Origin of the sequence: Paenibacillus sp. FSL K6-1566 (genome assembly GCF_038050475.1) — a bacterium.
Taxonomy (GTDB): domain Bacteria; phylum Bacillota; class Bacilli; order Paenibacillales; family Paenibacillaceae; genus Paenibacillus_AQ; species Paenibacillus_AQ lactis.
In genome coordinates, this window is the sequence record NZ_JBBOSR010000001.1 from 2,835,481 (window position 1) to 2,847,920 (window position 12,440).

11 protein-coding genes are annotated in these 12,440 nt (G+C 50.9%); 7 read left to right on the plus strand and 4 right to left on the minus strand.

Going from position 1 to position 12,440, the window contains the following annotated elements:
* Positions 1 to 209 precede the first annotated feature (209 nt).
* The 3 genes from NST08_RS12450 to NST08_RS12460 all read left to right on the plus strand — a co-directional run bounded on the left by NST08_RS12450 (position 210) and on the right by NST08_RS12460 (position 2,218).
* On the plus strand, positions 210 to 1,130 hold the full coding sequence (locus tag NST08_RS12450) for a M15 family metallopeptidase (RefSeq protein WP_445669842.1): 921 nt from the start codon (positions 210 to 212) through the stop codon (positions 1,128 to 1,130).
* Entirely contained in the window at positions 1,130 to 1,651 is a 522-nt protein-coding gene (locus NST08_RS12455) for a VanZ family protein (protein WP_144870112.1), read from the plus strand. Before NST08_RS12450 ends, NST08_RS12455 begins: the two co-directional genes overlap by 1 nt.
* Before the next feature lie 159 nt (positions 1,652 to 1,810).
* Positions 1,811 to 2,218, plus strand: coding sequence for a hypothetical protein (locus tag NST08_RS12460; RefSeq protein ID WP_007130368.1), 408 nt, complete (start codon positions 1,811 to 1,813; stop codon positions 2,216 to 2,218).
* Positions 2,219 to 2,377: 159 nt separating this feature from the next.
* Here NST08_RS12460 and NST08_RS12465 read toward each other — a convergent pair whose 3' ends face one another.
* Positions 2,378 to 3,286: a phosphotransferase gene (locus NST08_RS12465; protein ID WP_007130367.1), complete on the minus strand. Its 909-nt coding sequence runs from the start codon at positions 3,284 to 3,286 to the stop codon at positions 2,378 to 2,380.
* Positions 3,287 to 3,516: 230 nt separating this feature from the next.
* Between NST08_RS12465 and NST08_RS12470 the strand changes: the two genes are divergently transcribed.
* Positions 3,517 to 4,458: an aminoglycoside phosphotransferase family protein gene (locus NST08_RS12470; protein WP_210095291.1), complete on the plus strand. Its 942-nt coding sequence runs from the start codon at positions 3,517 to 3,519 to the stop codon at positions 4,456 to 4,458.
* A gap of 7 nt (positions 4,459 to 4,465) precedes the next feature.
* On the opposite strand, the gene mraY is transcribed toward NST08_RS12470, so the two are convergent.
* From mraY to NST08_RS12485, 3 genes are all read right to left on the minus strand, one after another.
* Complete coding sequence (gene mraY, locus NST08_RS12475) at positions 4,466 to 5,416, minus strand: phospho-N-acetylmuramoyl-pentapeptide-transferase (RefSeq protein WP_028405522.1); 951 nt, start codon at positions 5,414 to 5,416, stop codon at positions 4,466 to 4,468.
* 338 nt (positions 5,417 to 5,754) lie between these two features.
* Positions 5,755 to 6,624: a cation diffusion facilitator family transporter gene (locus tag NST08_RS12480; RefSeq protein ID WP_007130364.1), complete on the minus strand. Its 870-nt coding sequence runs from the start codon at positions 6,622 to 6,624 to the stop codon at positions 5,755 to 5,757.
* A 248-nt stretch (positions 6,625 to 6,872) separates the two neighbouring features.
* On the minus strand, positions 6,873 to 8,825 hold the full coding sequence (locus NST08_RS12485) for an elongation factor G (protein WP_007130363.1): 1,953 nt from the start codon (positions 8,823 to 8,825) through the stop codon (positions 6,873 to 6,875).
* Between the two features lie 301 nt (positions 8,826 to 9,126).
* On the opposite strand from NST08_RS12485, the gene NST08_RS12490 reads away from it, so the two are divergent.
* The 3 genes from NST08_RS12490 (at position 9,127) to NST08_RS12500 (ending at position 12,370) form a co-directional block, all read left to right on the plus strand.
* The gene (locus NST08_RS12490; protein ID WP_007130361.1) at positions 9,127 to 9,570 is read left to right on the plus strand and encodes a GNAT family N-acetyltransferase; all 444 of its coding nucleotides are present in this window, start codon (positions 9,127 to 9,129) and stop codon (positions 9,568 to 9,570) included.
* Between the two features lie 231 nt (positions 9,571 to 9,801).
* Entirely contained in the window at positions 9,802 to 11,607 is a 1,806-nt protein-coding gene (locus NST08_RS12495; RefSeq protein ID WP_007130360.1) for a cache domain-containing sensor histidine kinase, read from the plus strand.
* Positions 11,597 to 12,370 carry a response regulator transcription factor gene (locus NST08_RS12500; RefSeq protein ID WP_007130359.1) on the plus strand — a complete coding sequence of 258 codons (774 nt, stop codon included), beginning with the start codon at positions 11,597 to 11,599 and terminating at the stop codon, positions 12,368 to 12,370. Before NST08_RS12495 ends, NST08_RS12500 begins: the two co-directional genes overlap by 11 nt.
* The last annotated feature ends 70 nt before the right edge of the window (positions 12,371 to 12,440 follow it).

Consider the following 12,440-nt stretch of genomic DNA (forward strand, 5'->3'; position numbering starts at 1 on the left):
GCGATTCACCTTCTTTTAGTGTATGGTGTATGGTATTTGGGGTATGGTCTAGTTACCAAGTTAAGCCATTCTCTCACGGATTGTCAAAGGGATATATTTTTATCGTGGGCGACCGCTTCTTAAGAAAATCTTTAGGTTTCATCTGCTATTTTCTTAATAGTTGTCACGTAATCTGAGGGAGTTAATGACGACAGAGGGAGATGCTAAAGTTGAAGAAATGGATCATGCTGTTGATCGTATTCATGCTGGCCGGCTGCGAACCGACCGAGGAACCGCACCCTACGGGGAGTGCCGGGAACGAGGGTTTGGGTCAGGGTTCCGGTGTTCATCCAGCCAAGCAGAAAAAAGATGATAATCAGACGAATCAAAAACCGGATGCCGAGGTGCAGACCGTTCTAGTAGAAGAAGATCAAGTTCGTCGAGGTAATCTGGTCCTGGTAAACAAGGAGTTCAAGCTGGATGCCGGGGCAGTACCATCCGATATCGTTAATCTGAACGATACCCCCGAGCTCTTGCAAGGGTATGTGCTGCTGGACAACTCGATCCGGCTGTCACGACAAGTAGCCGAGCAATTCAACGGGATGATGGAAGCTGCCGCGGAGGATGGAGTTGTCCATTTCATGCTCAGCAGCGGCTATCGGGACATGGAGGAACAGGAGCAGCTGTATCGTGAAAAAGGGGCTGACTATGCGCTGCCCGCCGGCTACAGCGAGCATAATCTCGGCCTGTCCATGGATATCGGCTCAACCCAGATGCCGATTGACCAATCGCCGGAAGGCAAATGGCTTCAGGAGCATGCCTGGAAGCATGGCTTTATTCTCAGGTATCCGAAGGATAAGACTGAAATTACGGGGATCCAATATGAACCTTGGCATTTCCGGTATGTCGGCTTGCCGCACAGTCTGATCATGGAAGAGAAGCGGTTTACGTTAGAAGAATACTTAATGTTTTTGAAGAAGGAGAAAGCGTACTCGACAACCGTCGAAGGACAGCAGTACGATATTCGCTATGTACCCGTTGCAAACGGCGGCACCGTGATTGAGCTTCCTCAGAATAGCCAATATGAGCTCTCCGGCAGCAATATGGATGGTGTTATCGTCACGGTGAAACGAAGCGGGGGTGACCGATAATGAAGGCATTGCCCAAATGGACGTTAATGCTGCTGTATTGCGGATATTTGTATGTACTGCTCAAGGTTATCCTGTTTAAGTTCGGCGCGGTGGATGCATCGTTTCTGTTGAAACAGCTGGCTCGCGCGATGCAGCACCCCGATATGATACAGAATGGGCTGGAGTCCGCGAATTTCACGCCTTTTCTAACGATTCGACTGAATATCCGGCGGATCTCGGACCCGCATCATATGATTAATTTTCTGGGAAATCTGGTCATTTTTATGCCGAACGGCATATTCCTGGGACTTCTGACCAAAAGGAAAGCCGTAGGAGCCTTGGTCGCTTCTCTGGCTGTCAGTCTTGCGCTGGAATGCTCGCAGCTGCTCTTCTCCTTAGGGAGCTTTGATGTGGATGATCTGATTCTCAACGGTTTCGGGGGACTTCTCGGTTATTTCGGTTATTGGCTGATACTGCTGCTATGTACCGATCACTCATCCAACCAAGGCACCGTGAGAGCTTCCAATCGTCCTGCAACCTAGGGAACATGCAGCTCTGCCATTTACCGTAATCGGAAGATTTACGCGATTCTTCGCTCTCAAAGTATACGCATACCCTGCTTATAAAGGCACAAGAAATAAAGCAGGAGCCGGCATAGGATGTAGTAACTACTAGAGTGGGAGCGAGGTGAACAGTGCAGGATGCCTTCAAGACGGAAGAGACGTGCAACATCCAGATCCGAAACGGCCAAGCGATGGGTCGGCCACCCGGTCGTTGTGGTGCTGAAGGACGGCAGCTGTTATGTCGGCGAACTGAATAAGGTGCACGGCAAGGAAGTCACCCTGTCGGGATTCCGGGTTAATGACCAGATGGCGGCCCGAATCGCCAAGAACGGCGAACGTGCTCGAATTTCCGGATTATTCAGCGATTTATTCGGTGCCGGCGCGTTCAGCAGCGGTTCTCCAGCTGCTGCCGGAGCTGCCGCCGAAGCCGAAAACCGAGGTGGCCCGGGACCACTCGGATTCATCGGCGATATCTTGCCTCACATCAAGCTTGGCGTGAATGTAATCCAGTCTATCATGCCTCTCCTCAATATGTTGAAGATTTGAGGTCGTTCCACAGATTCTCCATGTGAAAGAAGCTTGATCGAATCAAGCTTCTTTCTTGTTTGCCTGCATGGTTTGTCGTCCGAGCGTCGACGATAATCGCGCAGCAGTCATCATTACACCTTCGCGCCGGGAGAGGCACGCGGTAAGTAAATGGGCCGTTTACGCGAGCGCACGCAAAATGGTCCGGGTTGCCTCGAGCTTGTTTCGTTCATCCCGGTCGTCGATGGACTGCAGCAAAATGAGCATCGGCATAAATACAGCGAGCATGCGTGCCAGGACATGAGTCTCATCGTCGACCTCACCATACGTTTCAAAGAAGGCGGGCCGGGAAGACGGGGGCAGGAAGCTATAGGCTACGCTTAAGTCGCATGCGGGATGCCCCACATTAACGTCGCCCCAATCGATGATCCCGGATATGATCCCGGTGTTGTCGACCAGCATGTTTTTATAATGCAGATCACCGTGAATCAGGGCTTTCTGCGTGGAAGCCCGGCCGAGCGTGATCGTATGGATATAGCTTTCAAGCGCGCCGGCCGTTTCGCTTCCGAGATGCGGGCTCAGCTTCGGCAGAAAGCCCAGCATGCGTTCTTTGCGTCCAGCGATATCCGATAGATTTCGCTGATCATGCGGAACCCCTTCCGCTTCGGCCGTATCCAGGGGGAACGCGTGAAGAGACTTTAGAAATTGCGCAAGAATCTGCGCGGAACGAGCGCGCTGAGCGTCGCTTAAGCCGGTTGGAAGCACGCCGGGTACATGGGTATAGCCCAGAAAAGGTGCCGGATAGTCCGTGCTTTCCTTGCCAAAATAAAGCGGTTTCGAATAAGGTACGGTTATGTAATCAGATAGCTTCGGCAGAATCCGTGCTTCGGTTTGCAGTAGAGGCACGGCGGCCCGTCTTCTTGGAAACCGGAAAACATAGTCGGACCCGATGCGGTAGACGATATTATCCCAGCCATGGCCCAGCCGCTCAACCGTTTCAGCAGAGAGCTCCGGGAACTGGCGGTCCAGCAAACGCCGGACGAGTCCGGAGGATACATCCCACTCGGGATCCCAAGGATTTGCACACATGGTATTACCCCCTTTGATTGGCTGCAGCTTCAAGGACGGAATGGTTTATCCATAATGGAAATGGCTCATTCATTGTAAGCCCAAATTCGTTCGTCTGCAATGCAGCGTAAGATTCCAAAAGCGATTGAATGTGTAACTGGTACGGAGGGCGGGATTCCGGCATGGAATACGGATCGACGTATTGGAGCAGGGGAGGTTATACTAATTCATGAAAGGGGGGAAACGTTAGGATGCAACGGATTCAGTCCATTATGAAAAATCACTACGGCATCGAAATAAGTGGTGTCAGGCCGCAGCAAGGCGGCTGGGCCGCATTGGCATTTAAAGTGAGCGATGATCGCCGCGCCTATTTTCTTAAGCAATATGAGAAGAGCCGCGCCTCTACGCCGAAATGGACGGCGGCCATTCGGGAATACATCCCGATCCTGGCGTGGCTTTCGGAGCAGGAATCCTTTCGCGGAAAGGTGCCGGTGCCTGTTCAAACCCTGGACGGCCAGTACCGCTGTGAGGATGAACACGGGATCTATCTGCTGTTTGAGTATATTGAAGGCGAAACGATTGGCGAGAACGAATTGACGGGAGAGCAGGTCAAGCAGCTGTCCGAAATCGTCAGCGAGCTTCACCTGCTGGGAGAGGAAATCCCGTATTCTACGCAAGGCATTCGCGAGAGCTTCGAGGTTCCGTTTCTGCGCAAGCTGGAGGATCGCATGCAAGAAGGCTTGCCGGATGATATGGAAGCAGCAATAGCCCCGGCTCGTTCGCACTTGGTCAAAGGGATGCGTACGGTTCGCACGCTATCAGAGCGTTTAGCAGGCCGCAATCTGCGCATGGCGCTCTGCCATATGGATCTGCACCACTGGAATCTGATGCAGAGCGGGGATGAATTAGTGCTTCTCGACTGGGAAGGAATGAAATTAGCGCCGGTGGAATCGGATCTGATGTTTATGACGGATACGCCGTATTTTGAGCAATTTATGCATATTTATCGTTCCCGGCATAACGGCTACCAGATGGATGAAGATGCGCTGCGGTTTTATCAAATCAGGCGTCGGCTTGAAGATATTTGGGAATTCATGGAGCAGCTGTTGTATGACGAACAGGCCGAAGAAGAACGCAGGAATACGCTGGACAGTCTGCGTAAAGAGCTGCTCGAGTTCGAAGCCGAGATATGAAGATCCCTCACATTACATAACGAGCAATCAGCCAGCTGGTGAACACCATAAACCATGATACAAATCCGAAGATTACAACAATTTTGTTCTCGCTCCAGCCGTATTTCAAGCTGAAATGAAAATGGATGGGTGTCATTCGGAATAATCTCAGCTTCGTGCGCTTGTAATACCAGACTTGCAGAATGACTGAAAGCTGCTCGGCTAAATAAACGAAAAATAGAAGCGGAATTAAAATTTCAACCTTCTCGATAACAGCCAGGAATGAAAGGGAGCCGCCGATGGCAAGCGATCCCGTATCCCCCATGAACGCTCTGGCAGGATAAATGTTGTACAGCAGCAAACCGAGAAGACAGCCGATCATGACAAGCGAGAATGCTTGTACCTCCGGCTTGTCGGATATGAGAAAAAAGAAGAAATAAGTGGGAATGGATACGTTGATCAGCAGCCCGTCCAATCCGTCAGTAAAATTGATCGCATTGGCGGATCCGACGATAAAGAGCAGCATGATAATCACGTACGCGGCAATCGGCAGCTGCAGGGAATATCCGCCCAATAGTTCGATATCGCTTGAGAGCGAGAAATACCGGAATAGTACGAGCAGCAGCCCGCCGGTAAACAGAAATTGAAACACCAGCTTCATCCGCCCGGATATGCCGGAGGGATCCTGAAAGACAGCCTTTTTAAAATCATCCATGAAGCCGATCGAGCTGAACAGAAGAAAGGTCGAGCATAAGAAGATCATGAGCGGATCGGGATGAAATTGCAAAGAGACGATGATTCCGATCAAGAGGATAAGACCGGCCATGAGAGGCGTTCCGCGCTTGGCTTGATGATCGGGAGGAAGCTCCGTGCGGATCGGCTGCATCAGCTTCAATGTGCGCAGCCCCCAGATGAGGAGCGGCGTAAATAAGGTTACTAATAAGAACGCAAGTCCGGATACACCAAGCATACTGCTCATTTCCTATGCACCGCTTTCTTTAGAAAAATTATGCAATATGATTATATTGTATTTCTTGGTGATAGACAATTATGCCAAGCTGAAGGACTAGAAGGCATAAAAGCAGGAATCCAAGCTTCCAACATGCAAACAATTTCGCATCGTTTAGTCGGAGCATGTGTGCGGACAGGTTCGAAGGACGCCTTCGTTATCGCGGAGATGCTGGGGGCTAAGCAGGGGGCGGGTATCCATTCCATGGCTGACAAGGGATGGATGGAAGTGAGTTTGTGATCATGAAAAAGGGACGGCCGTTCGATGACGGCCGTCCCTTTTTACAAGTTCGCTGCTGACTTTCCCTCTCAATTGGGCTCGATATGAACATGAACATCATAGACGCCGTGCGAGAGCTTTAATGCATGCTCCACCTCATCGGCGATATCATGAGCAACCCGAATGTCCATATTGGATTTCACGAGAATGACGACATCGACCACGGCGTTACTGCCGTAATTCCTGGCGCGGATGTTTTTAACGCCTTTAACGCCCTGAACGCGCTGCACCGTTTTTCGGAAGGCGCTGATCTTATCCTCATCGAAACCATCGGTTAAGTGGTGGGAGGCATCGCGAAAAATATCCCATGCCGTCTTGCAGATCAGGAAGCCGACAAGCACGGCCGTCACCGGATCGAGCCAAGGCAAGCCGAGAGCGGCGCCGACAATACCGACAACGGTGCCGATGCTCACCCAAGCATCCGACAGGTTGTCCTTGGCTGCAGCCATGACCGCTTGGCTGTTGATTTTGGCGGCGAGGCGCTTATTGTACCGATAGACAAAGTACATCACAATGGCGCAGAATGCTCCGGTCCACGCAGAGATCAGGTCAGGCGCCTCATGCTTGCCTTCAAATATAGAAGAAACCGCCCCAAAGAGCACCTGTATACCGACCGCCATCATGATGAAGGAGGCCATTAAGGAAGCGACCGTTTCGGCCTTCCAATGTCCGTACGGATGGTCTTGATCCGCTGGCTTCTGCGATAAGCGGAGCCCGATCAGCACCGCAATCGAGGCAACGATGTCTGTTGCATTATTCAATCCGTCCGCCCTTAGGGCTTCGGAGTTCCCGGCATAACCTATTACGAGTTTAATTGCAGATAAGCACAGATAAGCAATTATACTGATAATGGCGCCCTTTTCACCTGTTTTCAAATCTTCGTAACGCTGTTGTTCCACATCTAGCCGACTCCTTCCGCATCCCTCAAACAATACTTGACTATATTATCAAGGCGATGACGGGTGGGTCTAGAGCAACGTTGTTTCCTATCACTTAATAAGTGACGAGAGGCAAAAAGAGTTGCACCGGACTAAGAAAAATAGAGAGGGGAAATCATAGCCGCCGGTTTGCGCGCCTCATAGACAGCAGCTGCTCGAAGCTCGCCACGGACGGCTGAGCAACTCGCGAAGGACGGATTAGGGTCCGGTCACATGATGTTGTTCAAGTAGAGCATATACTCCCCGCGATGAAGCGGGTTTACCTGCTTGCGGCTGTTCTCCGGAATATTGCCGCGAACACGAACGTGGCCCCCGGGCCTGATGGTCAGCAGACCTTCGCCGCTCGTCAAGGCATGAACCTCGGCTTTGAGCTGGTCAGAGGTGCGAACAGGGATCGTTCCGTTGATGTGGACGATGCCGTTCACAAACCGCGGCTCCTCGAAGGTTCCTTCTAATGCACCCAGGGACGATAACACCTTGCTCAAGCTAAATTCCGGTACGATGAATTGAAGCTTGTTCACCGGTTCATAGACATTCGTTCCAGCCTCGTTCAAGGCCTTCATCAGCACGAGCGGCGTCAGACTCCGGAAATCCTTGGCCGTCGAGACGGGACTTGCATAGCCGGTATGAGTTAACGTTACGACAATATCCGTGACGGACCATCCAAAGAGCCCTTCCTGCAGGACCTCGAACACGGTATCTTTGATCGCTTTCTGAAAGGACAGCGGAAGGGAGCCAAGCTCGACCTCCAATCGGTATTGCAATCCCGATCCGTCGATTCCCGGCTCCACCCGGAAACCGACGGTTGCATAGAAGGGGTTCTGAGGCTCTCCCATCCGCTCCACGGCCGCTCCGATAGAAACCGGCTTCTCCAAACAAATCACTTTTGGAGCGGAGAAGACGGCTTCGATGCCGTACTGCTCCCGTATGATTTCAAGCAGGATTTCCTGCTGGACCTTGCCGAATACGTGAATGAAGCTTTCTTGCGTTCTTGAATCGCGCGTATATTGCAGGAAAGGGTCCTCCATGGTGAGGTCGCTCAATGCGAGATGCAGGATAGGAGCATCCTTTGAATCCATAGCGGATACCTTGACCTGGATCGGGGGGCGTTCAAAGCGGAAGGACTTCATCCGATCGGATACAACGCCGATCACGTCGCCTACCTTCACATCCACGCCGCCCAGCACCGCGATGTCCCCGGCATAGACGCCGTCCGTTGGCACGATGGCTCCATGCATCAGGCAAAACAGCTGTTTTACCTTCATATACGTTGTGTGCCCGTCTTTCGAAACGACCGGTATTCGCTCCCGCTTCCGGATGCTTCCGGCGAACAGCCGGAGATAGACAAGACGCTCCCCATTTGCCTGCTTCATGACCTTGAATGCAAGGCCGGATAAAGGATCGGCGCTGTCCTCGACGGGAGTATGAACAGGCAGGAACGACTGTAATGCCTCCAGGAGGGGGTCGATCCCTACGCCCCTGGCTGCGGATCCCGCAAATAGCGGATAAGCTGCAGCATTCTTGGTCTGCTGGCGCAATTCCGCCTGCAATCGAACCGCAGAAACAGGGATGTCATGCGCATAATGCCTCAGCATATCTTCGTTGTTCGAAGCCAGAATCTCGAGCCAGCCAGCTTCATGTGGGTCGGCGGGACGGACCGTGGCCCACGCCGTACCTTCCTCCGATGGGACCGACATCTCGCAAACGTTCCCGCTCAGCCGCTGACGGATCATGCTGCAGACTTTGCGGTAGTCCGCCCCCATCCGGTCGAGCTTGTTTATAAATAAAATGGTCGGGATGCCCTGTTCCTTCAACGTTTGCATCAGTACCCTTGTTTGTGCCTGCACGCCTTCAACGGCAGAAATAACCAGGATAACGCCGTCCAGAACGCTTAACGAATGCTCGACTTCCGATATAAAATCCGCATGACCTGGCGTGTCGATCAAATTGACCTTCAATTCTCCCAGCATAAACGAAACCGCCGCGGATTTGACCGTAATTCCCCGACGGCGCTCAATATCGAGCGAATCGGTCGTTGTATTGCCTTGATCAACCGAGCCGGCTCGGTTGATCACGCCTGTCTTAAAGAGAATCTGTTCGGTTAATGTCGTTTTGCCAGCATCAACATGGGCCAACACCCCGATATTCAATATGTTCTTCATATATAGCAGCCCTCATTATTAAATTCATTGTGATCGTTCCTTTCGATTGCGCATTCTGTTTCAGTTGCCGCATCAATACCGCCTCCATATTCAATAAAGTTACTAATAGTTTATCCACCCAGCCGTACTCTGGCATATGCCGAGAACATTTATAATGAATCATTCTCTTGCTCCTGACGCTTCATCCTCCGATGTTGAGGTTTCCAGGTGAATTATTCAGTTATATCTGATTAATACCGTGAACGGCTTCCCGGTTTGGATTAGGATAGACCCATACACCAGATAAAAAGGAGTCTTGCGTATGATTTCACTTCATGCGATCAATAAAAACAACTGGGAGGATTGCATTCGCCTCAAGCCGAAGGCTGAGCAAGCAAAGTGGATTGCCCCCAACCTTTACTCCATCGCTGAGGCGCAGTTTATGGAGGGATTCCGAACAAGGGCCATTTATCATGATGAGGACATGATCGGCTTTGTCATGTACGGGGTTCATACCTACGATGATAATTATTGGATTTACAGGTTCATGATCGATGAGCATTATCAGGGGCTGCATTATGCGAAGCCGGCCCTGCGGCTAGTGCTCGAAGAGATCCGCAGCGCGCCTGATCAGACGAAGCATGTGATGCTTTGTTATAAGAAAGAGAATGAGCGGGCGGAGAGATTATATCTCCAGACCGGTTTTCGGAAAGCGGGGATCGCACCTTGGGGAGATATGATGGCAAGATATACATTTGCCGGCTAAGGAAACGTTCGTATGAACCCTGAGTCTTCCAATGGATCGATATGAACAACAGGCAATCGTTCCCCTTTCAGATGGCGGTTTCAGCGCATAAGAAGATGAACCTCATGATATATATGGCACCGAATCATCTTGTGCTAGAATACGGAGTTAGAAGAGGGATATGTTCCGTGGTCCGTAGCGGGGGTGACTCCGCTTGCAGAATGATAACTTTCATAGAACGGAGGAGCGTTCGTGATCACTATACTCCGGAAGTATTCCATCCGCGTTCAGCTGCTTACCATCGGTGGGGCGATGCTGCTGTTATTGTTCGGGACTTTTCTATGGAGTTATGACCAAATGCGGGGAATCACCTACAAACGGAACAGCGAATATACCCTGGAGCTGATATCAACGATTCAGAAAAATATCGCGGACAACGCGGACTCCATTAACCGCATTTTGCCTAATATCGCTTATAATGAGACGATTCAGCGATTTTTGATGGAGCGCGAGCGCCTGGCTCAGTTCGAACTGCAGGGAGCAGTTGAAGCACTTCTTGTTAATCTTCAGTCCATGAAACAGGGGATCGATAGAATCGTGCTCCTCTCTACGGTAGGGGGAGGCTTCTATAATTGCGTAAACTGCAAGGATTATATTCCTTTTGACGATATTCCCGACCAGACCAACGCCTATTATTCAGGACTTTATCACTATAAGCTCTCAAGTCCGACGAAGAATGTGGTGTATGTGGGTACGCCTGTGTATGATAAGAAAAACGTTGTGACAATCGGGAAAAAAATCGGTTATGCCGTCATCGTTCTGGAGGCCGATGCGATCGCACCCCAGCTCGGCTCGATGTCGACTCATCTTGCCGGGAAATTTTATGTACTGGACCGTAACGGAATCGTAGTGACAAGTAACGACGCTCCAAGCATCGGCCAATCGGTTGGCGGAATGGCAGAGGATGCTGCTCGTGCGCTTCAAGTCAAGGAGGGCGAGCCCGTTAAGTTTCAGAACGAAGAGGGAGATTTCATCCTGCATGCCAGGCCGGTGCCGGCGATCGGCGGAAGTATCGTAAGCGTGTTCGAAACAGGTGAGCTATTCAGCGGATTGAAGGATATGCTGACCCTTGTTCTTGGCATCTTTTCGTTGTCCATCGTAATCTTATATGCCTTTTACACCGCTATAAGCCGCAACATCCTTAACCCGATCCGCGCTTTCATGAAAATTATCAGCGGCCTGCGATCGCAAGGATTAGATAATCCGAACAAACGTGTATCGCTTGACGGGTATGCGGAGATTAGCATCATGGCCAGGCAGTTCAATACACTGCTCGATGAGATCGACGATCTGGCTGCGAAGCTTGTCGATTCAAAAACATATATTTATGAGCTGAAGCTTCTTAGGAAGCAAGCGGAGCTGCAATTTTTAAAGAATCAGATCAATCCCCATTTTCTTTACAATACGCTCGAAACCATTAAAGGAATCGCATATGTGAAGAACGTCCCCGAGATTCGGGAAATGACGGATTCTCTTGGACTCATCTTCCGCTACAGCATTAAAGGCGGAGACGAAGTACGGCTCAAGGAGGAGCTTGCGATCGTTAATGCCTATATCCGGATTCAACAGATTCGATTCCAGGATCGGTTTGACGTTGTGTATGATGTGGATGAACGAAGCTTGCGGGTTTCGGTCATCAAGATGATTTTGCAACCGCTTGTGGAGAATGCGGTGTTCCATGGAATAGAACCGAGCCTTGAGCGATGCCTCCTAACGGTAGGAAGCCGGATTGAGGGCAGCAGCATGCTGATATGGGTGCAAGACGATGGTGTAGGCATGGAGCCTGCCCAGCTGGATGAAATCCGTGCTCATTTAGAGGACAAGTCTGGCCCGGACCTGACCTCGGATACAAAATTTATCGGCATGTTAAACGTAAACAACCGAATCCGATATACCTATGGGCCGGCGTACGGCATCGTATCGGTCGATAGCGAACCGTCGAACGGAACCAGAGTAGTTATCAAGCTTCCGCATGGAGGAATGACAAATGCAGTATAAGGTTTGGCTTGCAGATGACGAACCCTGGATCTTGGAAAGCTTGAAGCGAATGCTTGACTGGCCGTCCCACGGTTTTGAAATTGTGGGGGAATCCAGCAACGGACTGGATGCTTACCGGCAGATGAAGCACCATCGACCGGATGTTGCGTTCATTGATATCCGGATGCCGGGCATGAACGGAATCGAATTGATCCAGAAGCTGTATGAAGAAGAGACCGGGGTCTGTTGCGTGGTCGCCAGCGGATACGCGGAGTTTGAGTACGCCAGGCAAGCTATGCATTACGGTGCTGGCGGATATATCCTTAAACCATTTCGTAACGAAGAAATATCCGAAGTGCTGCAGGGTTTGAAGAATCGTCTGAAACGCGAAAAGCAGCCCGAAGCCATTCGGCCATCTGACGCGATTACGGATACGGCAGATTCGCGCCCGGGGGACGATACACTGCGCTCGATTGAGCAGTACATTCGCGGGAATTTCCGGGAGCCTCTAACGGTTCAGGATATTTCCAGACAGTTCTTTCTCCATCCGAACTATTTAAGTTCGCTGTTTAAACGGGAATTCGGGGTCAATTTCACGAAGTTTCTAAACGATATCCGAATGGAGCACGCTTGCAGCTTATTGCTCAACAGTCGCTTATCCGTCCGAGAGGTGGCGGAACAGGCCGGGTACAAAGACTATTTCTATTTCGCAAAAATGTTTAAACGGCACACGGGCTTGACGCCGACCGAGTACCGTTCCATAGATGCATCGACAAAACCATAGATTCGGATCAGCCCCGCTGAATGCCTCGGAACACCTAGTGTGTCCGGGGCTTTTTCGTGCGACTGAAGCG

What these genes read in the sequence shown, in the direction of transcription:
- NST08_RS12485 (WP_007130363.1), bottom strand. Translation starts at nt 8,825, where the DNA reads ATGAAGAACATATTGAATATCGGGGTGTTGGCCCATGTTGATGCTGGC.
- NST08_RS12470 (WP_210095291.1), top strand. Translation starts at nt 3,517, where the DNA reads ATGCAACGGATTCAGTCCATTATGAAAAATCACTACGGCATCGAAATA.
- NST08_RS12500 (WP_007130359.1), top strand. Translation starts at nt 11,597, where the DNA reads ATGCAGTATAAGGTTTGGCTTGCAGATGACGAACCCTGGATCTTGGAA.
- NST08_RS12455 (WP_144870112.1), top strand. Translation starts at nt 1,130, where the DNA reads ATGAAGGCATTGCCCAAATGGACGTTAATGCTGCTGTATTGCGGATAT.
- NST08_RS12465 (WP_007130367.1), bottom strand. Translation starts at nt 3,286, where the DNA reads ATGTGTGCAAATCCTTGGGATCCCGAGTGGGATGTATCCTCCGGACTC.
- mraY (WP_028405522.1), bottom strand. Translation starts at nt 5,416, where the DNA reads ATGAGCAGTATGCTTGGTGTATCCGGACTTGCGTTCTTATTAGTAACC.
- NST08_RS12490 (WP_007130361.1), top strand. Translation starts at nt 9,127, where the DNA reads ATGATTTCACTTCATGCGATCAATAAAAACAACTGGGAGGATTGCATT.
- NST08_RS12460 (WP_007130368.1), top strand. Translation starts at nt 1,811, where the DNA reads ATGCCTTCAAGACGGAAGAGACGTGCAACATCCAGATCCGAAACGGCC.